The sequence below is a fragment of the Shewanella sp. 10N.286.52.B9 genome, from assembly GCF_002873635.1.
Taxonomy (GTDB): domain Bacteria; phylum Pseudomonadota; class Gammaproteobacteria; order Enterobacterales; family Shewanellaceae; genus Shewanella.
In genome coordinates this window covers 75,498-100,591 of the sequence record NZ_MCTY01000165.1, presented here as the reverse complement: position 1 = coordinate 100,591, position 25,094 = coordinate 75,498, and the positions used below count along the sequence as shown (strand labels likewise).

28 protein-coding genes and 1 other annotated feature are annotated in these 25,094 nt (G+C 41.4%); of the genes, 7 read left to right on the top strand and 21 right to left on the bottom strand.

The features are described from left to right. Nucleotides 1-159 precede the first annotated feature (159 nt). Entirely contained in the window at nucleotides 160-711 is a 552-nt protein-coding gene (locus tag BCU91_RS10150; protein WP_102475618.1) for a peptidylprolyl isomerase, read from the top strand. Nucleotides 712-1,000: 289 nt separating this feature from the next. Then, nucleotides 1,001-1,390, top strand: coding sequence for a hypothetical protein (locus BCU91_RS10145; protein WP_102531400.1), 390 nt, complete (start codon nucleotides 1,001-1,003; stop codon nucleotides 1,388-1,390). Nucleotides 1,391-1,408: 18 nt separating this feature from the next. Here BCU91_RS10145 and trpR read toward each other — a convergent pair whose 3' ends face one another. After that, nucleotides 1,409-1,687: a trp operon repressor gene (trpR, locus tag BCU91_RS10140; protein WP_102439218.1), complete on the bottom strand. Its 279-nt coding sequence runs from the start codon at nucleotides 1,685-1,687 to the stop codon at nucleotides 1,409-1,411. A 204-nt stretch (nucleotides 1,688-1,891) separates the two neighbouring features. Between trpR and BCU91_RS10135 the strand changes: the two genes are divergently transcribed. Beyond that, nucleotides 1,892-2,341, top strand: a complete 450-nt coding sequence (locus BCU91_RS10135) for a cytochrome c (RefSeq protein ID WP_102439219.1) — start codon at nucleotides 1,892-1,894, stop codon at nucleotides 2,339-2,341. Between the two features lie 114 nt (nucleotides 2,342-2,455). On the opposite strand, the gene BCU91_RS10130 is transcribed toward BCU91_RS10135, so the two are convergent. Continuing rightward, nucleotides 2,456-3,136: a cytochrome b/b6 domain-containing protein gene (locus BCU91_RS10130; protein WP_102439220.1), complete on the bottom strand. Its 681-nt coding sequence runs from the start codon at nucleotides 3,134-3,136 to the stop codon at nucleotides 2,456-2,458. A 599-nt stretch (nucleotides 3,137-3,735) separates the two neighbouring features. On the opposite strand from BCU91_RS10130, the gene raiA reads away from it, so the two are divergent. Beyond that, the gene (raiA, locus tag BCU91_RS10125; RefSeq protein ID WP_102439283.1) at nucleotides 3,736-4,089 is read left to right on the top strand and encodes a ribosome-associated translation inhibitor RaiA; all 354 of its coding nucleotides are present in this window, start codon (nucleotides 3,736-3,738) and stop codon (nucleotides 4,087-4,089) included. A 131-nt stretch (nucleotides 4,090-4,220) separates the two neighbouring features. Beyond that, nucleotides 4,221-4,336, top strand: a sequence feature (Phe leader region). 62 nt (nucleotides 4,337-4,398) lie between these two features. Beyond that, nucleotides 4,399-6,354: a prephenate dehydratase gene (gene pheA, locus BCU91_RS10120; protein ID WP_102531399.1), complete on the top strand. Its 1,956-nt coding sequence runs from the start codon at nucleotides 4,399-4,401 to the stop codon at nucleotides 6,352-6,354. Between the two features lie 100 nt (nucleotides 6,355-6,454). Here pheA and BCU91_RS10115 read toward each other — a convergent pair whose 3' ends face one another. The 8 genes from BCU91_RS10115 to ffh form a co-directional block, all read right to left on the bottom strand. Beyond that, nucleotides 6,455-6,787: a hypothetical protein gene (locus BCU91_RS10115; protein ID WP_102439222.1), complete on the bottom strand. Its 333-nt coding sequence runs from the start codon at nucleotides 6,785-6,787 to the stop codon at nucleotides 6,455-6,457. A 108-nt stretch (nucleotides 6,788-6,895) separates the two neighbouring features. Next, nucleotides 6,896-8,035 (bottom strand): bifunctional chorismate mutase/prephenate dehydrogenase, encoded by a 1,140-nt coding sequence (gene tyrA / locus BCU91_RS10110; protein ID WP_102439223.1) that lies wholly within the window; start codon nucleotides 8,033-8,035, stop codon nucleotides 6,896-6,898. A gap of 25 nt (nucleotides 8,036-8,060) precedes the next feature. Then, the gene (locus BCU91_RS10105) at nucleotides 8,061-9,134 is read right to left on the bottom strand and encodes a 3-deoxy-7-phosphoheptulonate synthase (protein WP_076542582.1); all 1,074 of its coding nucleotides are present in this window, start codon (nucleotides 9,132-9,134) and stop codon (nucleotides 8,061-8,063) included. 248 nt (nucleotides 9,135-9,382) lie between these two features. Beyond that, nucleotides 9,383-9,736 (bottom strand): 50S ribosomal protein L19, encoded by a 354-nt coding sequence (rplS, locus tag BCU91_RS10100; protein ID WP_076542580.1) that lies wholly within the window; start codon nucleotides 9,734-9,736, stop codon nucleotides 9,383-9,385. 35 nt (nucleotides 9,737-9,771) lie between these two features. Beyond that, nucleotides 9,772-10,518 carry a tRNA (guanosine(37)-N1)-methyltransferase TrmD gene (trmD, locus tag BCU91_RS10095; protein WP_076542576.1) on the bottom strand — a complete coding sequence of 249 codons (747 nt, stop codon included), beginning with the start codon at nucleotides 10,516-10,518 and terminating at the stop codon, nucleotides 9,772-9,774. 15 nt (nucleotides 10,519-10,533) lie between these two features. Beyond that, nucleotides 10,534-11,064, bottom strand: coding sequence for a ribosome maturation factor RimM (gene rimM / locus BCU91_RS10090; protein ID WP_076542574.1), 531 nt, complete (start codon nucleotides 11,062-11,064; stop codon nucleotides 10,534-10,536). A gap of 18 nt (nucleotides 11,065-11,082) precedes the next feature. Continuing rightward, nucleotides 11,083-11,334, bottom strand: coding sequence for a 30S ribosomal protein S16 (rpsP, locus tag BCU91_RS10085; RefSeq protein WP_102439225.1), 252 nt, complete (start codon nucleotides 11,332-11,334; stop codon nucleotides 11,083-11,085). 216 nt (nucleotides 11,335-11,550) lie between these two features. After that, complete coding sequence (gene ffh / locus BCU91_RS10080; RefSeq protein WP_102439226.1) at nucleotides 11,551-12,924, bottom strand: signal recognition particle protein; 1,374 nt, start codon at nucleotides 12,922-12,924, stop codon at nucleotides 11,551-11,553. A gap of 266 nt (nucleotides 12,925-13,190) precedes the next feature. Between ffh and ccsA the strand changes: the two genes are divergently transcribed. Both ccsA and BCU91_RS10070 read left to right on the top strand, forming a co-directional pair. After that, a complete protein-coding gene (gene ccsA, locus BCU91_RS10075) occupies nucleotides 13,191-13,979 on the top strand; it encodes a cytochrome c biogenesis protein CcsA (RefSeq protein WP_076542568.1) in 789 nt (262 codons plus the stop codon). Nucleotides 13,980-14,080: 101 nt separating this feature from the next. Then, complete coding sequence (locus BCU91_RS10070) at nucleotides 14,081-15,364, top strand: CNNM domain-containing protein (RefSeq protein ID WP_102439228.1); 1,284 nt, start codon at nucleotides 14,081-14,083, stop codon at nucleotides 15,362-15,364. A 78-nt stretch (nucleotides 15,365-15,442) separates the two neighbouring features. On the opposite strand, the gene BCU91_RS10065 is transcribed toward BCU91_RS10070, so the two are convergent. From BCU91_RS10065 to BCU91_RS10015, 11 genes are all read right to left on the bottom strand, one after another. Next, nucleotides 15,443-15,985, bottom strand: a complete 543-nt coding sequence (locus tag BCU91_RS10065; protein WP_102439229.1) for an Mpo1-like protein — start codon at nucleotides 15,983-15,985, stop codon at nucleotides 15,443-15,445. A gap of 158 nt (nucleotides 15,986-16,143) precedes the next feature. Next, on the bottom strand, nucleotides 16,144-16,524 hold the full coding sequence (gene acpS, locus BCU91_RS10060; RefSeq protein ID WP_102439230.1) for a holo-ACP synthase: 381 nt from the start codon (nucleotides 16,522-16,524) through the stop codon (nucleotides 16,144-16,146). Beyond that, nucleotides 16,524-17,261 (bottom strand): pyridoxine 5'-phosphate synthase, encoded by a 738-nt coding sequence (gene pdxJ / locus BCU91_RS10055; RefSeq protein WP_102439231.1) that lies wholly within the window; start codon nucleotides 17,259-17,261, stop codon nucleotides 16,524-16,526. Before pdxJ ends, acpS begins: the two co-directional genes overlap by 1 nt. A 113-nt stretch (nucleotides 17,262-17,374) precedes the next feature. After that, entirely contained in the window at nucleotides 17,375-18,082 is a 708-nt protein-coding gene (gene recO / locus BCU91_RS10050) for a DNA repair protein RecO (protein WP_102439232.1), read from the bottom strand. 47 nt (nucleotides 18,083-18,129) lie between these two features. After that, the gene (era, locus tag BCU91_RS10045) at nucleotides 18,130-19,134 is read right to left on the bottom strand and encodes a GTPase Era (RefSeq protein WP_102439233.1); all 1,005 of its coding nucleotides are present in this window, start codon (nucleotides 19,132-19,134) and stop codon (nucleotides 18,130-18,132) included. Next, nucleotides 19,131-19,811, bottom strand: coding sequence for a ribonuclease III (rnc, locus tag BCU91_RS10040; protein WP_102439234.1), 681 nt, complete (start codon nucleotides 19,809-19,811; stop codon nucleotides 19,131-19,133). Before rnc ends, era begins: the two co-directional genes overlap by 4 nt. Beyond that, complete coding sequence (gene lepB / locus BCU91_RS10035; RefSeq protein WP_102475612.1) at nucleotides 19,811-20,725, bottom strand: signal peptidase I; 915 nt, start codon at nucleotides 20,723-20,725, stop codon at nucleotides 19,811-19,813. The genes rnc and lepB overlap by 1 nt, the downstream gene beginning before the upstream one ends. Before the next feature lie 208 nt (nucleotides 20,726-20,933). After that, nucleotides 20,934-22,724 (bottom strand): translation elongation factor 4, encoded by a 1,791-nt coding sequence (lepA, locus tag BCU91_RS10030; protein WP_102531398.1) that lies wholly within the window; start codon nucleotides 22,722-22,724, stop codon nucleotides 20,934-20,936. Between the two features lie 141 nt (nucleotides 22,725-22,865). Further along, nucleotides 22,866-23,333, bottom strand: coding sequence for a SoxR reducing system RseC family protein (locus BCU91_RS10025; protein ID WP_102439284.1), 468 nt, complete (start codon nucleotides 23,331-23,333; stop codon nucleotides 22,866-22,868). A gap of 181 nt (nucleotides 23,334-23,514) precedes the next feature. After that, a complete protein-coding gene (locus BCU91_RS10020; protein WP_102439237.1) occupies nucleotides 23,515-24,447 on the bottom strand; it encodes a MucB/RseB C-terminal domain-containing protein in 933 nt (310 codons plus the stop codon). A 12-nt stretch (nucleotides 24,448-24,459) separates the two neighbouring features. Next, entirely contained in the window at nucleotides 24,460-25,074 is a 615-nt protein-coding gene (locus tag BCU91_RS10015) for an anti sigma-E factor RseA C-terminal domain-containing protein (protein WP_102439238.1), read from the bottom strand. Nucleotides 25,075-25,094: the final 20 nt, after the last annotated feature.

The following is a 25,094-nucleotide window of genomic DNA, read 5'->3' as shown; positions in this document are numbered from 1 at the left end:
AAGGATAAGTAACCGGATGCGCCACGATTTAAAGCAAATGTCAGCCAGCGAGATACTTGATTTAAAAACATGTGATTGAATAAGCAAAAGCTGATACAAATTATCGCGACTTTGTAAAAACAATAGTATTATGCCGCCACATTCAGAATTGGAGTCGTTATGAAAATCACAAAACATGCAGCAGTAACTATTCACTACAGTTTAACCGATCAAGAAGGTCGTTTAATCGAAAGCTCATTTGAAGCTGAACCTATGGTTTATCTACACGGAACTGAAGGCTTAATTCCAGGCTTAGAAACTGAGCTAGAAGGTAAAGTTATTGGTGACAAATTTGACGCGAATATTCCAACTGAACAAGCATATGGTGAATACCATGACGGCCTAAAACAAGAAGTCCCTCTTGAAGCATTCGGCGATATCGAAGACATCGTGCCAGGTATGCGTTTTATTGCTGAAACTGAAATGGGTCAACGCCCAGTTCAAGTTACTGAAGTAAAAGATACTGTAGTCGTTGTTGATGGCAACCACCCTTTAGCTGGTCAAGCATTAAACTTCAGCGTTGAAGTGATGGATGTACGTGAAGCAACTGCCGAAGAAATTGCCCATGGTCATATTCATGCTGCTGGTGGTTGTGGCAGCGAGCACGCCCATGAAGCTTGTGGTACTGACAAACCGGGTTGTGATGGCAATGGCGGTTGTGGCTGCCACTAAAGTCTAATAAACAATTTTTGTCCTAGACATTGATTCAATAACTTAGACTGGATTAACTCAGCCTAAAGTTTGAATTATTAAATACGTTAGCCTTTTTTAGGTTGACGTATTTTTTTTACGTTATTATTAATCATAGATAGATTGTCTGTGAGACTTAACCACAAGCATTGCTGGGCACAGGTTTTGTTTCTTTCTCTGTGCTTTGGTAACTAGAAAGCAGCTGGGTTTGAAGGTTATAGAGTTAACCTTTGTTGCTGTTTGAAAATTAATTTAAAGCGAAGGAGTGCTTATGTTAATTAAACCGCTATACGAAATCTTACCTTACGCCTATATGATTGTCGGCGCAGCTAGCGTACCTTTCATTGAACAACCCTATATTGTCGTTGCTTCAATATTAGTCTTTTTTTACGGCGCTCATGTCTGGAACCTACGCTCTAGAAACCGCCGAACGGATAAGAAAAGAAAACGAGTCGAGGGTTACCTACCCGATTCAATATATGGCTTTATGCCATTCATTTACATTATTTTGGCCGTAATCACCTTTCGTTTTTTCCCTCAAGATTCAGCACAGTTACTGTCGATAGGGCTTTTTACATACGGAGGCTATATATTACTGCGCCGTATCAGCTATCGATGCCATAAGCATCCCTCAACGAACATTAAAGCTAAATTTAGATAGCTAGCGCGACATAAGTAACTAGTCCAGTATCAGCTGCTGGACTTTGTCTTTTTGCGCCTGAGGCATATTTTTTAAATAGTTTGAACAGCGAGTAATGGTCGCAATGCTCACTTGATATTCTGCAGATATTTGACGCTGACTTAGCTCACCTTGCAATAAAAGTTGAAAAACCTTTAACCTACCAGCAACTGCACTACGCTCTTCTTCTGTCATTAATAACTGAAATAAAATGCCTAATTCGTCAGAATTTGGATAGCTTAGTACCTTTTCTACAACTGAATCCCAATTAGCTCGCATAACGCTCTCTTTTAGTAATGCCTCGACAGTACAAAGTGTAGCAACAATTCAGCTTTTACAGAAATCATATATGCAAAATATGCCTGATAATTATTGTAAAAATCAAATTTACAATTAAACACAAAACTAGACTCGCACTTGGTTCAAATTTATGCTTAAAATGTGACAAACACCTATAAATCAATAAATAAAAAGAGATCTGTCATGAAAAATAAAATATTGGCCTTAGCTGTCAGCGCATTGCTTATTCCAACTGTCAACGCACATAACTTTGAAGATGCCAATGACGCTATCGATTATCGTAAAGCAGGTTTTAGTTTAATCCGCTACCAATTTGGCGATATGGCTGCAATGATGAAAGGCAAAAAAGAGTTTGAATTAACTGTATTTCAAACTCGCGCTGCTAATTTAGCGGCACTAGCTAAAATCCCTCATGAAGGTTTTATTGCAGGCTCTGATAACGGCGATACAGAAGCTTTAGCAAAGATCTGGTCAAATAAAGCAGACTTTGATACTAAGATGACCGAATTCCAAGAAAATGCGGTTAAGTTAGACTTGGCAGCCCAAACAGGTGATAAAAAGCAAATCAAGCAAGCATTTGGTAATACAGGCAAAAGCTGTAAAGGCTGCCATGACATGTACAAGAAAGACTAACCATAAAACATTGTTAAAAATTCAGCGCCTTAAATATGCTATTCATATTTAAGCTCGCTAATAAAAAGCCCACTGAAGTGGGCTTTTTTCTGACAGTCTCTTGAATTAATTCAATCACATAAACGCAATGATAGGTGCAATAAGCCATACCCAGACACCTGAACCAAGTATCATGACAATCCCAAAAGCAAGTAACGGTGATTTCATTTTAGGCTCAGCGCTCAGTAATTTATGTTCCTCATGGGTTAAGGTTTTTTTACCCGAAATCATCGCACCTACTAACTTGTGTCCTTTAATGGCATAAATCGTAATCGCGCAAAGATGCAATGCGATGCACCCAAGGATAAAATTGAAGTTCATTTTGTGTAACCATGTCATAAATGAAGCAGTATCAGAAGACACCATGGCGTAAAGCGGTCCTTCGGTAAAGATATCATCTGTAGCGAATAGGCCCGTTAGCAACTGCAATGTGAGCACAAATAGCATTAGCATCACCATATAACCACCCATAGGGTTATGGCCAACAACAGGCTCTTTTAACGGCTCACGTAAATAACCAATAACTTTTTTAGGTCCAGCGACAAAGTCTTTGAATTTTGCGGTATCACTACCTACAACCCCCCACAGTAACCTAAAGACAATCAGCACTAAAAAGCTATAAGCACAAACTTGGTGCCACTCCATCTCTCCTGCATCTGCTGTCCACCACAAACAAATCAGCAACGCCACCGTAAACCAGTGGAATAATCGAGTGGGTATATCCCATACCTTAATTTTTTTTTGTTCTATACTCATAGATGTGCCTTAAGCTTAGTTCTTTTAATATGCTTGATTATAAAGAGCAAATTCTTGCACTCATAGACCCTTAAGGTAAAGAAAAGTAATTAAGTATTACAGCGTTTCATCAAACAAGTGCAAACTCTAGCACTTGTGGAGCAATTAGCATCAACAGCTTACATGTTTCTGTATTATTGGATTAAAACACAAGACTTGGGTTTATTTAATCAGCTCTGAAAATAGGGCTTTGCCTATAAGTGCGGCCTTAAATCTGGATATGAGTGTCAAACTTAGAAAGATATTTGGAGCCAGTGATGACAAGCAGTATAAACGTTGGCAGCAAACATGGTTTCAATGACGTTGAACCGCTGCATAGAATGGAGTTGGTGAACAAAAATCGTTCAAAACTGGGAGGTAAGCTAGGTTGTTATCCATTCAAATATGCGCCTATTTAGATTGAGTTTCAAGACTTTTTAAGCGGTTTTTTAGCTAAATTGTCTAAGCGATCAAATATGAATCAAACAGTCTAAAAAGGCCTACAAAACGTGATTTAGATCACGATTTTTCTTTCAGAGCTTGGTAATCTGAACTTAAGCAAACAACAGAAGGTTCGAAATATGCTGAAAATCACTAGCAAGCAACTTGAAGTAACTGCACCGATTCTTGAACGTATCGAAGGACAAATTGAAAAACTCGCAAGACATGATCTACAACTCATTAACCCGCATGTAATTATCACTCAGGAAAAGCAGCTCTTTAAGATAGAAGCGTCAGTAGGCTTGCCAAGTGGAGAACTATTCGCCCAGGCGAAAAATGAAAACCTTTACGCAGCAATAACTGCAATGGGTAAAAAGCTGGAAAAACAGCTAAATCGCCTGACTCATAAACCCCAGGCTCAACGTCACGTTTCACCAACAACTGAAACCGATAATGATTTTGAGTATGTCTATAAGGAGGAAACCGCAGCTTGATGTTTTTTATTACTCTTAAACCAAAGCGCACCCTCGGGTGCGCTTTTTTATGCAAACCATAAACAATGGGCAAACTTGATCATTATTTGATTGACACTGATAGCTTAGCGCTTTAATTTTACAGTATGAAAAATATCACTAGCCGCAATTTTATTTTCTTTTTTATTCAGCCCCCATATTGAGGCCGATTTTTTGTGTAAAAACGAAAATGAAATTTAGAGCCTCCCAACTGGGGGGCTTTTTATTATTAAATATTTAATGCTCGCTGTTCAACACCACGTCAGCTAAGCAGTCGTCATTGAGGCTATTATGAAAAAAGCGCCAGAATTGAGTCAGACCAGAGAACAAATTACCTCACTAGATAAGGACTTATTAGCCTTACTAGCCAAAAGGCGTGAATTAAGCCTTGATGTCGCCAGAAGTAAAGAAGTCGATGTTAGGCCCATCAGAGATACGCAGCGGGAAAAAGAATTATTAGAACGCTTAGTTCAACAAGGTAGAGAGCAAGGTTTAGATGCTCACTTTGTTATCTCACTTTATCAAAGCATTATTGAAGATTCAGTCTTGAATCAACAAGCCTTTTTACATGGCCGTGCTAACCCTGAAATCCAGCAACAACAATCGACCATCGCCTACCTAGGTGCTAGAGGCTCATACTCTTATCTCGCCGCCAGCCGTTTTTGTCAGCGCCGCCAAGTAGAAATGATTGATTTAGGCTGCCAAAGTTTTGATGAAATTATCAGTTCAGTTGAACTCGGCCATGCTGACTTAGGTTTTTTACCTATTGAAAATACCTCATCGGGTTCAATTAATGAAGTGTATGACGTGCTGCAACACACCTCTCTTTCAATTGTCGGAGAAACAACCATTGAAGTGGGCCATTGCTTACTCACCAAAAATAATGCTGAATTAGAACAAATCAAAACCGTATTTGCTCACCCACAGCCCATTAGCCAATGCAGTCAGTGGTTATCACAACATCCAAACTTAACGCTGGCCTATTGCTCAAGCAGTGCTGAAGCCATGCAGCAAGTCATTGACGCAGATGATGACAGTGTTGCCGCTATTGGCAGTGCTGAAGGCGGCGCCTTATATCAATTAAGTGCCACAGAAAAAGGGTTAGCCAACCAAAAAATTAATCAAAGCCGCTTTATTGTGGTTGCACGCAAAGCTGTAGCAGTGCCGTCACAACTGCCGGCAAAAACCACCTTGATTATGGCTACAGGACAAAAGCCCGGCGCGCTAGTTGAGGCGCTACTCGTATTAAAAGCCCATAACATTAATATGAGTAAGTTAGAGTCTCGCCCAATCCCTGGCACCCCGTGGGAAGAAATGTTCTACCTTGATGTTGATGAAAATCTTGCAAACCATGATATGCAGCAAGCCTTAAAAGAATTAGAAAGACTGACACGCTTTATAAAAGTGCTGGGCTGTTACCCTTGTGAAACCGTCAAACCAACTCAACTTAATAGTAGTCAGCTAGTGATTGAGCCAAATAGCTCTAAAGCCCCCAATAAAACTGCCAGTGACAATCTTGATGCCCCTAAGCATTCGAAGTTGTATCGACAAGAGCAGACCATTATTGAAACCAAACAGTGTGCCATTGGTGAAAAGGACTTAGTTGCGCTGCAACAAATGACCCTTACAGACACCGATGACTTATTTGCCGCTAAGGTGAAGCAGGTGAAAGAGTCTGGTTATCAAGGGGTATTGCTACAAGCTTCATCTACAGATAACTTATCGCCGTTAAACCTTAAAAACTATTGTCATATCGTTGAGCAAGCAGGCTTGTTCAGTGCCATTGAAGTTGACTCAGTAAGCAGCTTCGATATCGCAGTAAAGTCGGCCGATATGGTTTATCTTGCCGGTAAGGCGATGTTTGATAAAGAACTGTTAGATGCAGCTGGCGCTATCAGTAAACCGGTATTGCTTGAGCGCAATACTATGGCAAGTACCTCTGACTGGCTTACTGCTGCAGATAGAGTTTTAACCACGGGTAATCAACAACTGATCTTGGTTGAAGCAGGCATTAGAAGCTTTACTAATCCTGAGCAACTGTCATTGGATTTAGCCGGATTAATTGCAATAAAGCATCAATGCCACTTGCCAGTTATTGTTAATACCAGTTACGCGGTTAACAGCCCACTTTTACATCAGCAAGCCATAGCGGTTAAGCAACTACAGGCCAACGGGCTGATTCTGAATGAGCAACAACTGGCAGAGGCAGATGACCAACATCACTTGCTACACGAGCTTCATCAATAAAACCAGCAACCAACCGCATCATTTATCCAAACCATGCGGTTGCTTTTAGCCCAATAAAAAACCGAACTTTAAGTTCGGTTTTTTATTGGTTAATCAACAATTAATACATGCTGACATTATCATTTAACCCAAGCCATCCTTTAAAAATACGATAACTAAACCAGCCTAAAGCTAATACAAATATCGGGACACTAAGCCATAATTGAGGAGTAAAATAGCCTAAGATCAATAATGGCATCAAACCTGTCATGCTATTACGTTGCCATCTTAAATGAGAGCCCAGCAAAGAGCTTGCTGGAATACGATTTTGGGAAATATTAATTAATAAACTAAAAAACACTGGTAAAAAAAAGAGTGGAAAGGCGCTCATTAGTGCATATAAAAAATGCCCAAGCGATAAATCTTCTGCGGTGTAAACCTCAGTATTTGTCATTAGATTATCACTCCTATTAGTCCGAAAAAAAGAGCTACTTAAAAGCAGCTCCCTTTAACCTTAATCCCTGTTTGATGATTTCGCAATATTATTCAGCGTTAACTCGGCTTAATTGGTCTTCATATCATTGACAGACTGTAGCATAGCGCGGCTTTCTTGCTGAAATTGTGGCGCAAAATCCCCAAACCATTTTGCAACTTGCTCAAATTGAGACACGAATTCATCTCGATTGCCGGTCTTAAGTAGTTGAAGCGCTTGACCATAGTTATCGAGATAATCACTAATGGCGACTTGGCTACCTTCTTGGGCAAAAATAATATCAGCATACAGCTTTGGATCTTGAGCAAACAAACGCCCCACCATAGCCAACTCTAAACGATAAATAGGCGAACTAAATTGTAAAAGCGTCTCAATATCGGCCTGCTCTTTACATAAGTTCAAACCATAAACAAAAGTTGAAAAGTGACGCATGGCTTGCACTAGTTGCATGGCTTTATCATGCTTTTGTGCATCTTCGTTAACAATGCGTGCACCCCAAATAATAATTTGATCGAGCAACCATTGATAAGCTTGGGGTTCACGGCCATCACACACCACCACAACCTGTTTTGCTAAACTGCCCACATCAGGGCCAAACATTGGGTGTAAACCCACTACAGGGCCATTGTGAGCGGCAAGCATGGCATTTAAAGGCTCAGTTTTAATTGAGGTCAAATCAGCAAGAATACAATCATCAGCTAAATTGTTTAATTGATTGCTGATCACCTCGCAAGTGACATTAATTGGCACGGTAACGATCACCATGCCAGCGCCATCAAATAACTCGTCTGCGCGATGCCAGTCGTTTTTATCAAGGCTTTTTACAGTATAGCCAGACAGCGTCAGCATTTGACTAAATAAACCACCAAGTTGGCCTTCACCACCAACAATGACTATATGACCAAGATCCGTTTTTACTTGCTTAAATCCGACATCTTTTTCATTCAAATAGGACTCACGCATTAAACGACGTAAAATATCTTCAATAAGTTGCGGTGAAACATCCATCTCACTGGCTTCTTTACGACGTTTCGCCAACATTGATGCTTCACGCTGCGGTGCGTAAATCGGCACACCAGCAGCATGCTTAACCGCCCCGACTTGAGCAACAAGATCTAATCGCTTACGTAATAAATGCAGTAGTTGCTGATCAACGCCGTCAATGAGCTCACGCAAATTGTCTAAATCTAAAGTGGTTTTTTCATTCATCGCTTAAATCCATCCATCGCCGCGTTTATGCTGCGAATCGATTAGGTAATACTGTTTTAAGTAAATTAGCATTGCTACGCAACAATGTCTCAGTAGTTTGCCAATTTATACAAGAATCGGTTACCGATACCCCATAAGCCAGTTCTGACAGAGGCTTATTACTGGATTGATTACCTTCATTTAAGTGACTTTCAAGCATCACCCCAATAATTGAACGGTTACCTGCATGTATTTGTTTAAATACATCCTCGCAAACTAGTGTCTGTCTTGTATAGTCTTTTGATGAATTGCCATGACTACAATCAATAATCAATCTGGCATTTAATTTGGCTTGATGTAACTGCGCTTCACACTCTGCCACACTGTCAGCATCATAATTAGGTGTTTTGCCACCACGTAAAATCACATGGCCATCGGGGTTACCTGCAGTTTGCAGTAATGACACTTGCCCTTGCTGGTTAATGCCCATAAAGCGGTGACTGCTTGCCGCAGATTGCAGTGCATTAATCGCCACTCCAAGTTTACCGTCAGTGCCGTTTTTAAATCCTACTGGCATGGATAAGCCAGATGCCATTTCACGGTGAGTTTGCGACTCTGTGGTTCTGGCACCAATGGCCGACCAAGTCACCAGCTCTGACATATATTGTGGGCTAATGGGGTCTAACGCTTCAGTCGCTACCGGCAGCTCGAGCTCTGCAAGCCAAATCATCAACTCACGCGCCATTCTCAGTCCCTTTTCAACATCGAATGACTCATCCATATCAGGATCGTTGATAAGGCCTTTCCAACCTACTGTCGTGCGAGGTTTTTCAAAGTAAACCCGCATCAAGATATAAAACTCATCACTGAGATCATCATGTAATTTTTTAAGCTTTAGGGCGTATTCTTTGGCAGCATCGATATCGTGAATAGAGCATGGGCCAGTAACGATTAATACTCGATTGTCACGTTTGTGGACAATATCGGCAACGGTTTTACGTGCGTCAAGAATGTACTGATAAGCGTGATCAGACAGCGGCAATGCTTTTTTTAATTCTGCTGGGGTGACCAGTACTTTCTCTGAACTAATATGAACGTTATTAATCGTATCTTGCTGCATGATATTTCTCACTTCTTAAAAAATTATTTCTGTCTTGGGGCTATCGCGTAAACCATGACTGCACTAACTGACCTTACTAAAAAGTAACACTGTACCGCTACGCCATTACAATGTTGGGCTAACTATGCCTTGGATTAAGCCACTAATCAACCACTAAATTTAATTTTCTCCAAAAACACAAAAACCCGCCATAAAGGCGGGCTATTGTGCGAACACTGCATCTAATTTTTTTAAGCGGGTAACTAGTCTTACTTAGTTGCCAACTTTTCACGGATACGTGCAGATTTACCTGAACGATCACGTAAGTAGTAAAGCTTAGCACGACGAACACGACCGCGACGCTTAACTTCGATGCTAGCTACTAGTTTACTGTGCGTTTGGAAACCACGCTCAACACCTTCGCCATTAGAGATTTTACGTACTGTAAATGCAGAATGAAGACCACGGTTACGCTTAGCGATAACCACACCTTCAAACGCTTGAAGACGTTCTTTGTTGCCTTCAACTACACGTACCTTAACTACTACTGTATCACCAGCACCAAATTCAGGTACATCTGTTTTCATTTGCTCTTCGTTGAGCATTTTAATGATGTTGTTCATAACTTACTCCGTTCTAGAAATAACTGGGCTTATGACTACACAGGTTTGTCTAAATTTTTGACAAACTCCGCTAAAAGAGTCTTTTGTTCGCCAGTCAGAGCTAGATTTTCAAATAATTCTGGTCGTCTTAAAAAAGTCCTACCAAGACTTTGTTGCAACCGCCAGAGTCTAATTTTTTTGTGGTCACCGCTTAAAAGCACTGCTGGTACACCGACACCATCTAAAGTTTCAGGGCGTGTATAGTGTGGACAATCCAATAAGCCATCAGAGAAAGAGTCTTGCTCTGCTGACGCTTGCTTACCTAGTACACCAGGTACTAACCTTGCAACTGAATCAATTAAGGTCATCGCCGGTAATTCTCCGCCCGAAAGCACATAATCACCAATTGACCACTCTTCATCAATTTCAGATTGAATAATACGTTCGTCAACACCTTCGTATCGACCACATACCAACACTAAACTTGTTGATTTACTTAACTCAGAAACGCCTTGCTGATCCAGCTTACGTCCCTGAGGTGATAAATAAATCACCTTTGCACCGTCACCTGCCGCAGCTTTCGCTGCATGAATAGCATCGCGTAACGGTTGCACCATCATCAACATGCCTGGACCACCACCGTAAGGTCGGTCATCAACAGTGTTATGTCGATCATGGGTGAAATCACGAGGATTCCACGTTTGCAACTCTAACAGGCCGTTTTTAACGGCTCGACCCGTGACTCCAAAGTCTGTAACGGCACGAAACATCTCAGGAAACAGGGTTACTACCCCTAACCGCATATGATGTACCTCGACTTAAAAGTCTGGATCCCAATCCACTAATATCTGTTTGCTTTGCAAGTTCACCTCAAGGACGAACTGCTCAGGGACAAAGGGAATCATTCGTTCCGCTTTGCCAAAAGCATCTTTTACGTTAGCTTTAACAAGGAGTACGTCGTTCGATCCTGTTTCCACGATCTGATCGACTTCACCCATGTTGTAACCTTTGGTGTTAGTCACAGTACAACCAATCAAATCTCGCCAGTAGAATTCATCTTCTGACAAGTTTTTCATTTGGTCTGACTGAATGGCAATCTCACAATTTGTAAGTGCTTGCGCATCCTCTCGTGTATTTACGCCTTCTAAGCAAGCCACGAGTGCTTTACCTTGAAAACGCCACTGAGAGACCTTAACCTCACGCCATTCACCTTGTTCTTTTATGTACCAAGGGGAATATTCAAAAATACCTTCAACAGAATCGGTATAAGAGGTGATTTTCATCCAACCTTTAATACCATGACTAGAACCTATTTTGCCTAGTACGATGGGTTGTTGATTACTACTCATCTTTATACCTTAACGCTATTAAGCAACAGCTTTACGAGCGTCTTTGATCAATTTTGCTACGCGATCTGAAGTTGCAGCACCAGTTGCAACCCAATGATCAACACGATCTAAATCTAAACGTAAAGTTTCTTCTTGACCTTTAGCTAAAGGGTTGAAAAAACCAACACGTTCGATGAAACGACCGTCACGTGCATTGCGGCTATCTGCTACAACGATACTGTAAAATGGACGCTTTTTTGCGCCGCCACGAGCTAAACGAATGGTAACCATGCGTTTTATTCCTCTAATGATTTGCTAGAAGCAAAAATAAAAAACTGGGACTCCGTGTTCGCGAAGGGCCCCAGTAGAAAGCCGGAAGATTTTACCTGACTTTTCAACTATTGCAACCAAATCCGACGATTTTTACATCGAAGGCTAATGCCTGCAATAGGTCAAAATAAATCTAACCGGCGGTATTTGAATAGATATCCATGAAAAACTTAGGCATTAACGTCCTGGAAACTTCATTCCCGGAGGCATCATACCGCCCATACTGCGCATCATTTTTTTCATGCCACCTTTACCTGACATTTTTTTCATCATTTTTTGCATTTGAGTAAACTGCTTCAAAAGACGATTAACATCCTGAATTTGAGTGCCAGAACCTAAGGCAATACGACGTTTTCGTGAACCTTTAATGATATCAGGACGCTTGCGCTCACCTGGTGTCATTGAATTAATAATAGCTTCCATTTGGCCAGTCATCTTGCCATCTTGAACTTGGGCTAACGCTTCGGGTGGTAATTGGCCTACACCTGGCAGCTTTTCAATCATGTTCATCATGCCGCCCATATTCTTCATTTGCAGCAGTTGTTCGCGAAAATCCTCTAAATCAAAGCCGCCACCTGATTTCACTTTTGAAGCAAGCTTCATGGCTTTGTCTTTATCAACGCCACGTTCTACTTCTTCAATGAGTGAAAGCACATCGCCCATACCAAGAATACGTGAAGCAATACGCTCAGGGTGGAATGGCTCAAGGGCATCAATTTTTTCACCGACACCTAAGAATTTAATCGGTTTTCCAGTAATATTACGAATCGATAACGCCGCGCCGCCACGTGCATCACCATCAATCTTTGTCAGAATCACACCGGTTAACGGTAATGCTTCATTAAATGATTTTGCAGTATTAGCTGCATCTTGGCCAGTCATAGCATCGACAACAAAGAGTGTCTCTACAGGATTAACGGCTGCATGAAGGTCTTTAATTTCATCCATCATCGCTTCATCAACATGCAAGCGACCTGCGGTATCGACAATCACAACATCAATGAACTTAAGCTTGGCATGGGCAATCGCGGCAGTAGCAATATCTACTGGCTTTTGGCTCACATCCGATGGGAAAAACTCAACTTCTACTTCGGTGGCTAAGGTTTCTAGCTGTTTGATCGCTGCAGGGCGATAAACATCGGCACTCACTACCAGTACTGATTTCTTTTCGCGTTCACGTAAAAATTTAGCCAGTTTGGCAACACTGGTGGTTTTACCCGCACCTTGTAAACCTGCCATCATTAATACTGCTGGCGGTTGACTAGCGAGGTCTAAGGCTTCATTGGCCTCACCCATTGCAATTTCAAGTTCATTTTGGACAATTTTAATGAATGCTTGTCCTGGACTTAAACTTTTTGACACCTCTTGACCAACAGCGCGTTCTTTTACACTGTTAACAAATTGGCGTACCACTGGCAAAGCAACATCAGCCTCAAGCAGCGCCATGCGCACTTCACGTAAGGTATCTTTAATGTTGTCTTCGGTTAAGCGACCACGACCACTAATATTCTTGAGGGTGCGTGACAGTCTGTCAGATAGATTCTCAAACATGCGCTGCTGTATACCTTAAACGATTCCATAATTGGCGCCCATTATACCCAAACTACTTCAATATGCGACATCAGCCTGCGCTATCAGATTTGATATTCATCATCTTTCGTAAAGAATTTGCAGTTAAATGATGGAAACTGTTAAATTTTGAGTCTTAGGTCACTCCACTATTGGGGGGCGTTCGTGTTAATCTTAACTAACTAAAGATGTGCTGATTTTATATTGTAAAAAACAACGGCACTCATAACTTGATAGGTTTATTCCAGATGGTCATTTTCCCAGCTTCGGCGATGTTGTTTTATTGCATTGCACTTATTTTAGTGACAAGCCGACTTTTCCACGCAGAAGGTCCCAATCGCAAGCTCGTTGCTATCTTTGCATCCATTGCCGTTGTGCTTCATGGCATTGCATTATCACAAACCATTTTTACCGCTGATGGGCAAAACTTTAGTTTAACCAATGTGATTTCACTGGTTAATTGGATTATTGCCTTTAGCTTTACCATTATCATGCACCGCTTAAAAGTGATTGTTGTGGTGCCTGTGGTTTATGCTTGCTCAGTTATTTCGGTTGCTGTGCTGTGGCTCATTCCCCCTCAATACATCATCCACTTTGATGTTCACCCAGAAATCCTAGCACATATTGTATTATCGCTTATGGCCTACAGTGCCTTGATGATTGCAGCTCTGTACGCTATTCAGTTGTGGCTAATCCAAAATAAATTGAAAAACAAGAAAACCATGATGAGCCCCGGCATGCCGCCATTAATGACAGTTGAAAAACAGCTGTACCATTTGGTGACTATCGGAGTGATGCTACTAACATTATCACTGGCGACAGGGTTTATCTTCTTGGAAGATATGTTTGAAGATGGCAAAGGTCACAAGGCTATTTTATCAATTATGGCCTGGGTGGTTTACTGTGTGATGCTTTGGCAGCATTACAGCATCGGTTGTCGTGTTCGTACAGCTGTAATATATACCTTATCTGGGGCAACGTTACTTTCTCTGGCTTATTTTGGCGCACGAATCGTTACTGAAATTATTTTACGATAACCGTATATTTGGTTGAATAGTATGAACCAAGCTTGACACTCATGACGAATGATTGATACTCATCATTCGTCTTTTTTTTACTACAATAACTGGAGCCATTTTTGGACGCTATTTCTACCAGCGCACTCCTCTTCTCTCTGTTGGTGTTAATTTGTATCTCAGCCTATTTTTCGGGTAGTGAGACCGCCATGATGACCTTAAATCGCTATCGCTTACGTCATTTAGCAGCTAGCGGCCATAAAGGTGCTATTCGTGCACTAAAAATGTTAGAGCGACCCGACCGCTTGATTGGCCTGATTTTAATTGGTAATAATCTGGTTAATATCTTAGCCTCAGCTATAGCAACCATTATTGGCATGCGCTTATTTGGTGACATGGGCGTAGCTATTGCCACAGGTGTTTTGACTTTGGTGGTTCTCATCTTTGCCGAGGTCACCCCAAAAACCATTGCCGCCTTACACCCTGAACGTATTGCCTTTCCGTCAAGCTTGCTATTAAAAGCCTTACTGTCGATATTATGGCCGCTAGTGAAAGTAATTAACTTAATCACTTCTGGTTTTTTACGGGTATTAGGAATTAAAAATGTCAGTGTTAATGATGCCCTTAGCCAAGAAGAATTACGCACGGTTGTTCATGAAGCTGGGGCATTGATCCCGCAGCGACATCAAGAAATGCTTTTGTCGATTCTAGATTTAGAAAAAGTCACGGTTGAAGACATTATGATCCCGCGCTCAGACATTTATGCCATTAACGTTAATGACGAATTCAAACTGATTAATAAACAGGTGACTCAAAGCCCGCACACACGAGTGTTGGTGTATCGCGATAATATCGATGATGCCGTCGGTTTTATCCACCTGCGTGATGCCTTAAGACTGCAGTCAAAAGAAGAATTTAGTAAGTCGACATTATTAAGAGCCGTAAAAGAATTGTACTTCATTCCAGAAGGCACGCCGTTAACGGTACAACTGTCTAACTTTCAGCAGAATAAAGAACGTTTTGGCTTAGTAGTGGATGAATATGGTGATATTCAAGGTTTGGTGACGTTAGAAGATATTCTTGAAGAAATTGTCGGTGATTTCACCACTTCAATGATCACCACTGCCAGTGAAGATATTGATATTCAACAAGATGGCAGTTTCATTATCGAAGCCAGCATCACCATACGTGACTTAAATAAAGAAATGAAATGGGATTTTGCCATCGATGGACCTAAAACCTTAAATGGGTTGATCATCGAACACCTTGAAGAGATACCATCAGCCAGTACTCGCCTTAAAATAGGCCGCTATGACATTGAGGTTTTAGAGGTATCAGATAACATGATTAAAACGGTAAAAGTCATACCGGATGCTGCGCTTACTGAAGTTGAGCAGGATGACTAACATTAGTTAGTTTTAAGCTATTAAAAAGCTAAAAAGGCGCATTGAGCGCCTTTTTTAATACCAAAAATTCAATCAAACTTATGCGGTTTGACGCTTTTTAGCCTCTAACGCTCTGCGTTTATCCCGCGCTATTGGGGTGATTTCTTCTTCAAGTTCTTTGCCAAAGCCAAGCATAAAATACAACTCTGCCATTAAAAAAAACGGCCCTATCAAAAGTTGATTTAAATCGTCAATAAAAGCTGGTTTGGCTTTTTCGTATTTATGGCCGATAAACTGAATCGCCCAACCAACAACAAATACAGCAATGGCCACAAGCCAGCCCGCCCCATGCTGCGCTGCCAGCGTAGTGGTGATAAGCACTGGAACAATAAAAATCGTTAATCCTAACGCTAAACCTTTATGCAAGATGAAGTAGTAAATTAAAGTACCGATAGCAAACGCGGATGCCACATTCACATTGATATACAAATTTGGCAAAGACAGCAAATTCACCGGTATAAAATTTAACATCAAAAATACTGACCAGATAATCAGCGGTACGCCGATGAAATGGGTGCGAATATTATTCGGGTTTAAGTGCACACTTTTATAAGTTGCTAACTGCTCGACCGCTGATTTCATATCACCACCTTTAGTTGTTAGTTTTTTGTGAGTAATGGTTAACTCACGTTAACTTACCCTATCGATATCAGCAAACTCAAGTTTCGCCCTAAAAAGACTCAACCACAAAAAAAGCGCATTAAGCGCCTTTAGATATTTAATATTAACAATTTCAGTCACTAAGACTCAATAATCACAGTTGCAACGGCATAATGCTGCTCATCAGCAATAGTAATATGGCCGCGGGTTGCGCCAAGTTGCTCAAGCCTTGCTAATGCACCATCAGTAAAGCTAATTAGTGGCGCACCATTGTCATCATTACTGATATGAATATGCTGAAATGAAACTCCGCGGCCAATACCAGTGCCTAAGGCTTTCGCTGCGGCTTCTTTTGCAGCAAAACGTTTTGCTAGGTATCGATGGGCTATTTTTGAAGATTGGTAAATTTCAAGCTCTGTAGGCGTGAGTACACGCTTAGCTAACTTATCCCCTAAACGGGCATATTGCAGCTCAATGCGGTTTATCTCAATAATGTCTGTACCAATACCCACAATGGCCATTATTCGCCTCTACGCCCTTCTAGCATTAATGTTTTCATATCTTTTACTGCAGTCGCTAAACCGTCAATGGCTGCTCTAGCGATAACAGCATGCCCAATATTTAACTCATACAACTCAGGGATAGCTGCAATAGCTTTGACGTTATGGTAATGCAATCCATGTCCTGCATTAACAATCAAGCCTTTACTGTGAGCATATTTGGCCATTTCAGTAATGCGCGCCAACTCTATAGCCTGCTCAGCATCCGTTTCAGCATCGGCATAACAACCGGTATGGATTTCAATATAAGGTGCGCCCGATGCTACAGCAGCATCTATTTGGCTTTTGTCGGCATCAATAAATAAAGATACCTTGATGCCTTCTGCAGCTAACGTCGTGACAGCTTGAGTGATTTTATCAAGTTGACCTGCCACATCTAAGCCACCTTCTGTGGTCAGCTCTTCACGCTTTTCTGGCACTAGGCAGGCATAGGCGGGCTTGACTTCACAGGCTATCGCAATCATTTCATCGGTAACGGCAAACTCAAAATTCATCCGCGTTTTAAGGGTTTTAGCCAACAAATACACATCACGGTCTTGAATATGGCGGCGATCTTCTCGTAAATGAATAGTGATGCCATCTGCGCCAGCATGTTCTGCAACCGCTGCGGCATGGATAGGATCAGGGTAACTGGTTCCACGAGCTTGACGAAGAGTGGCAATGTGATCGATGTTAATTCCTAATAAAATTCCACTCATTGTGGCTCCTTAATTGGCAAAACTGACTCGCTAACTAGCAAATCTAAAAAGTAATATTACAAACTAGTGGGCCTATTCTAATGTAAACCACTGGCTGCTCATATATTAAAAAGTTATTGTTTAATAAATAACTTACGGCTAAGTAATGGCTTACCGCCTAATAGCGGCGTTAACAGATAGCGCATGAGCCCTTTGGCTTGATTTAGGTGCTCTGGGGTTAATTGTTTTTGCTTGAGCTGAATGAGCATCTCACCAGCGAGCAAGTTACGACTGCTTGTAAAATGCTCTGATGCGGCTTGATTTACGACAGCAAAACCGGCATCAGTAACAAAACGATAGCTGCAACCTGCCATGATCATCTCACCTAAGGTGTCGTAGTCCAGTGATGGCAAAGCACCTAATTCTAAAAGTAGCTCCATCTCAAAATAGCGTAAATGACTGGAACTAAATTGCTGCGCCAAGCCCATTAAACTGCGGTGATAATGCAGGAATAACCCTTCAGCATGTTGGCCTGAATTAAGTACCCTAACCAGCAGCTCATTAAGATACATAGCAGAATATAAACTTTCAGCTTTAAGGGGTAATGCCGGCGCTGCGGGTTCAACTTGGGTAATAAATTTAAGCGAAGAATCAGTAGAGCCTGATTTGCTATTGAACTGGAATATCAGCGGCTGAAATGGCTGAATGATACTTTTAAGGGATTTTTTTCCGCTACCTACTCTGACTAAGGCATCGACCCTTCCTACATCATCAACTAACAGGTTAACGATCACACTGGATTCTCTGTATGGTCGATGATGTAGTATGTACCCCCTTAACATAGCAGGGTTACACAGTCGCTAAAGTCGGTATTAAGTAAAGCATCGGCTTAGTCTTCACCATAGCCTAAGCTTCGTAAAGCACGTTCGTCATCTGCCCAGCCTGACTTAACCTTAACCCAAACTTCTAAGAAAACTTTATTATCAAACAAGGTTTCCATATCAAGTCGAGCTTGGGTGGCGATAGTGCGGATACGCTCACCTTTATTACCGATAACCATACGTTTTTGGCCCGTACGCTCGACCAAAATCAAAGCATTGATTTGATAAACGCCGTTTTCCATCATTTTGAACTGTTCAATCTCAACGGTGGCATCATAAGGCAATTCATCACCTAAGAAGCGCATTAGCTTTTCACGGACAATTTCTGATGCCATAAAGCGTTGCGAACGGTCAGTGACGTAATCTTCTGGGAAATAAAATCCAGCTTCAGGTAACGACTCACTGGCTAAATCTAAAATTCGTTGAATATTCGTGCCTTTAGTAGCCGAGATAGGCAGAATTTCATCAAATTTAAACTTAGCAGATAACTTTTCAAGATAAGGGAATAAAGACTCTTTATCTTTAATATTATCGACTTTATTGATAGCTAAAACCGTTTTACGCTGACCACTGCCTTGCTCTAATTTCTTGAGCACCATCTCATCATCTTCAGTCCACGTCATGCCATCAACCACAAACACAACCATGCAGACATCAGCAAGCGAACTTGCTGCAGCACGGTTCATGAGGCGGTTAATCGCACGCTTTTCTTCAATATGTAAGCCTGGAGTATCAACAAAAACAATTTGCCTAGCTTCATCGGTATGGATACCCATAATGCGATGACGAGTGGTTTGCGGTTTTTTAGAGGTAATACTGACCTTCTGCCCAAGTAACTTGTTCAGTAAGGTCGATTTACCCACATTAGGGCGGCCGACAATAGCAACCATGCCACAATAGGTGATCTCGTATTTTGCTGTAGCGGCTGGCGCAGCGCCATTCATCCTTGCCAATAATTCATCTAAACTCGGCTCAACTGGTGAGTTCTCTGGCAAGTCTGTTTTTTTGGTCATTTATTAATAAGCTCCAATACCTGAGCGGCAGCTAGCTGCTCAGCTTTTCTTCTTGAAGTACTGACGCCTGTCACTACTTTATTGATTTCTGCTACGCGACATTCAACTGTAAATGTCTGGTCATGGGCCTCACCTTTTACATCAACAACATGGTATTCAGGTAAGGGCTTTTTATAACCTTGCAGATATTCTTGTAAAATCGTTTTCGGATCTTTTTGATTGATGCCAGGTTTGATTTCAGCCAAACGCTGCTGGTACCAGGTCAGTAATAACTTACGACAGGTCTCTATGTCAGCATCTAAATAAATCGCCCCGATAATTGCTTCAACCGCATCAGCTAAAATAGACTCACGTCTAAATCCACCACTTTTAAGCTCGCCAGGGCCTAAGTAGAGGTAATCGCCTAGCTTAAATTCTTTTGCGATAACCGTTAAGGTTTCACCTTTGACTAAGGTGGAACGCATACGGCTTAAATCACCTTCAGTAGCCTTAGGGAACTGATGATAAAGGGCATCAGAAATAATGATTGATAAAATCGAGTCACCTAGAAACTCTAGGCGCTCATTATGTTTTGATGCAGCACTACGATGAGTTAATGCCTGAGTTAATAAATCAACATTAGTAAACTCATAACCCAGCGTACGACACAGTCGCGGTAAGTTTTTAATTGGTTCCATTACTTGATCGCACCTACTCTGTCAAAACGCACCCCGGTTGGTACCCATGTTGGTAACCAACTACTTGCAGGTCGTTCAAATTCAAAACTAATCCAAATCGCTACCGCTTTACCTACTAAGTTAGCTTCAGGGACAAAGCCCCAAAAGCGGCTATCAGTGCTGTTGTCACGGTTATCACCAATGGCAAAGTACTGACCTTCTGGCACAATAAATTCACCCACTGCCGTACCCGGTTGCTCAAAGAAATGTGAGCTAAAATCAGGGCGAGATGGGTTGATTAAAATATCATGTTCTACATCAGTTAACTGCTCGGTATAGCGAGATAACGACACACCTTCATGGGTAAACTCACCACGATTAACTGGCGTTAGCTTAATTGCTTTTGCTGGCGGACAATTTGTTGCTGCATCACATTTAGGCTGAATAAGAAATTGCTTATTTTGGTAAATAATACGGTCACCGGGTAAACCAACCACTCTTTTAATATAGTCTATTTCAGGCTGCTGAGGATATTTGAACACAAACACATCGCCACGCTCAGGCTCACCTGTTTCAATTAGCTTGCTGCGAAAGACGGGGTCACGTAAACCATAACTGAATTTTTCTACCAGAATAAAATCACCTACCAGTAAAGTCGGTTTCATTGAGCCTGATGGTATTTGAAATGGCTCATAAATAAATGAACGCAATATCAATACAAATGCGATAACCGGAAAAATTGAATGGGCAAATTCAACCAAGGTTGATTCACGCGTAATGCTGTATTTTGCATCATCACTCAAATCAGGTTGCTTTGCTTCTGCAAGGGCTAAGCTTTCACGACGTTTAGGGGCAAATATCGTTGCATCGATTAACCAAATTAACCCACTCACAAGGGTTATTATGGTTAAAATAAGAGAAAAATGGGCTGCCATTGAAATTTAAGCTCCTGCCTTTAACACTTTCAAATAATTGTTTAATGAATAAACCGCTGAATAATGAGTATCCTATGGAATACATCGTTAAGCACTAACTGTAATGTTACAAATTATACGAATAAACCGTTGTTGCAAAATTAACTTTTGCTAATGACAACGCCGCAAACTGCGGCGTTATCTGAACTCTAATGAAACCTATGCAGGATTAATCATTAAGTTTCAATACAGCTAAGAACGCTTCTTGAGGCACTTCAACGTTACCGACTTGCTTCATGCGCTTCTTACCTTCTTTTTGCTTATTTAGTAGTTTCTTCTTACGCGAGACATCACCACCATAACATTTAGCGGTAACGTCTTTACGCATTGCTTTAATGTTTGAGCGGGCAATAATCTGACTACCCACCGCAGCTTGAATCGCGATATCAAACATCTGTCTTGGGATCAGCTCTTTCATTTTATCAACTAAAGCTAAGCCGCGATGACGAATGTTTGAACGATGAATAACCATTGCTAGCGCATCAACTCTGTCACCATTGATCAAGATATCTAAACGCACCATATCCGCTTCTTCAAAACGAATAAAGTTATACTCTAATGAGGCATAACCACGACTGGTTGATTTCAATCTATCAAAGAAATCCATGACGACTTCAGCCATTGGCAATTCGTAAGTCACAGAAACTTGATTACCATGATAAACCATATTGGTTTGTACGCCACGCTTCTCGACACATAAAGTGATAACGTTACCCAAGTACTCTTTAGGCACCAACATGTTTGCTTCAACAATAGGTTCACGGATCATGTCGATGTTATTGATTGGCGGTAAATCTGATGGGTTATCTACATACACCACCTCACCATTGTTCAATTGAACTTCATAAACAACCGTCGGTGCTGTGGTAATCAAATCAAGGTTGTATTCACGCTCAAGACGCTCTTGAATGATTTCCATGTGCAATAAGCCAAGGTAACCAATACGGAAACCAAAACCTAATGCTGAAGATGATTCAGGCTCGAAAAACAGCGATGCATCGTTCAAGCTTAGCTTGTTTAATGCTTCACGGAAGCTTTCAAACTCATCTGTCGAAATTGGGAATACACCGGCATAAACTTGCGGTGTAACCTTTTTAAACCCGGGTAAAGGCTCTTCGGCACCATGTTTAGCGTGAGTTAAGGTATCACCTACTGGTGCGCCGTGAATTTCTTTAATGCCCGAAATAACAAAGCCAACTTCACCGGCTTTAAGTTCAGGTGTATCTGTTTGTTTAGGCGTAAAGATACCAACACGGTCAGCATTGTAGTTTTGACCGGTAGACATAACTTTAAACTTGTCACCTTTTTTCAAGACGCCATGCTTAATACGTACTAACGAGACAACACCAAGGTAACTATCAAACCATGAATCAATAATCAGCGCTTGAAGTGGTGCATCGATATCACCTTCTGGTGGTGGGATATCCGATACGATGACTTCTAGTACATCTTTAATACCGATACCCGTTTTAGCTGAGCAGCGCACAGCTTCCATAGCATCGATACCAACAATATCTTCGATTTCTGCAGCGACACGCTCAGGATCGGCTTGAGGTAAATCGATTTTATTTAAAATCGGTACCACATCAAGATCCATTTCTAAGGCGGTGTAACAGTTTGCAAGTGTCTGTGCTTCAACGCCTTGACCGGCATCAACTACTAGCAATGCACCTTCACACGCAGCAAGTGAACGGGATACTTCATAAGAGAAGTCAACGTGGCCGGGTGTATCAATGAAGTTCAGCTGATAAGTTTCACCATCATCGGCTTTATAGTCGAGGGTAACACTCTGCGCTTTAATGGTAATGCCGCGCTCACGTTCGATATCCATAGAATCGAGAACTTGAACGTCCATTTCACGGTCTGATAAACCACCACAAAATTGGATAAGGCGATCAGACAATGTTGATTTGCCATGGTCGATATGGGCAATAATTGAGAAGTTTCTAATGTGTTTCATGTGGGTGAAATGGCTACTACTAAAATGGTGGATATAATGAGGTCGAATTGTACCTGATAAAGGGGTTAATACCAATCACAATCAATAATTGGACAAAAAACAATAATAAAATCGCCCTTCATATCTGATAAATAATGCTATCTAGCCCCGCGAAAGGCTGATCCCTTGGCCTAAATACGCTGTAATGATGGGCGTCGAGGCTTTTTCAAGCGTTAGCGCTTTGCTTTTACCGGCTTTCCAAGCCATGAAACTGCCTATCGCTGCAAGCATCATTGCGCCATGGTCAGTGTTGATATCCAAAAGACCAGCTAAGCCCTGCCCCATAATAGCGCCTAAAAATAACCCAACTAAAGGAGTGATATAAACCAGCATTGCTGCTTTTAATATCACGGATTCAGGCAGAGCAAGTTTCAGTAAATCACCCGCTTCGCAGGCTTGTTCTGCCATCAGAGAGAATTGCTGCTTTTTAATCGAAAAGGCTTTAGCAACCGTTGAGGTGCCACAATTGTCACTGCTTGAACAATGATTACAAGCACTCTTAAGTTCAATCTCAACGGTGACCCACCCTTTGGGATCGTAAGCGATTACCGTCGCCACCTCCTCCAACATCGATTGCGATAATGCTGGAGGTGATTGAGGTTTTTGCGCTGATGTTGAGTCTACTTGTTGAGTCATAGCGAAAGGCGCCCTGTAAGTTAAGTGCTAGTGATTCTAGCACTTATTTTAACGCTTGTTTTATGGCTAGTTACTTTAATACTCGTTATTTCAAGACCATTTATTTCAAGAATCTTTATTTCAACACTAGGCTTTTAGCAATACGATTAAGCGTATCTGCAGGCACTTTACCCACAGCAACTACTTCAACATTGCCCACTTGCTCAACCACCATTGAAAGGCCGTTGCGGGTAATTAGCTCATCAGGCATTGGACTATCACCCATTCTGGCCACATACACTGAAATGTTAACTAAGCCATCGGTTAAAGCGATATATTCAACTGATTCATCACTGCCAAGTAAGCGGTGATGATCTTTTACTACTAAATGAAACCCTGCAGGTAACCAAGTAAATTGCCAATTCTGTCCTTCAATCCGTTCAGCTGGGTTCATCACAGGCGGCAGTTCTTGCTTTTCAGCTTCGACTAAAATGCTCGCTGGCTCACCAAGCTCTATTAGCTCAATGACCATCATTTGCTCAATAAGCTGTTTGTCTTGGTTAATCATGTCATAACGCAGTGGTAAATGGGTTTCCATGTCCACCCAAACTTGTGACATAAAGCGGTGTTCATCAACCGGAATAATGCGGATCATTTGCCCAGGGCGCCCAGCTATACGGCTTCTTCCACCTAAAACAAATTGATACCCCTGCTCTAAAGAATTGATATTAGATGCAAAAATAGCAGGCCAAAGACCTTGAATACGGGGAGCGCTGATGCTGTATGCCGGTTGGTCATGCTCAATAAATGTTACCGTATCAGCAACTCTGACCGCATTTTTAGGGGGGCCATTGAGGTACTCTAGAAAAGCGACTTCTTTATCATTGACCGTACCATGCAGATAAACCAGTGGTCGTATGTGGTCGGCTTGCAGTTGAATAATAGAAGATTTGAATTGTTTGGTTTGTAATGCTTGGCTCATACTTTCAAGCCAAGCTTTCGCTGATTTTTCTTCTTCGGCAATACTAGGGAAAGCCAATACAGCAAGTACTAACAGGATTAGACGCAAGCTAACTCCGAATTAATGATTAAAATCGTTTAGTTCAATTTCGCTATTGTTGTCCACAACCGCACCTGAATTCAACCTTTGTTGTAGCATATGGTCTTGGATATAAGAATTTATACGGCGACGTTGCTCAACCATATTATCGTTACTGATATTAGATTGATTTTGTACAGCCCCAGTTTGGAGACTAACAGGTGACGCAGTCCCAATTAAAGGACGAGTATTTAACACAGGTAATGGTGAGTCTACACTTGGGTCTTGCTCATAATTTTGCACACCAACAATTGCTACCATAGCCACAGTTGCAGCAATTGCATATTGACCAAACTGTTTGAAAAACGGTACCACATTATCTTTCTTAGTCTCGTTCACGGTTTCAGTATCATGTACTGAAGTTGTTTGAGTCTGAGGTGCAATAATGGCTGGCTCTAATTCTATTGCCGCTGCAATATTAGCAGAAAGATCCAAATCAATTGTCTGTGGTAACTCGCCGCGCATTGCATCGCCTATCATGTGATAGTTTTGCCATTTGCTATGTGAGCCTTCGTCTGCTGACAATTCCGCTAATGTTTTTGCATCAACTTCGCCGTCAACTGCTGATGAAACCCATTCTTGACCTGATTTAAGCATTTTTCACCCATGTCATAAAG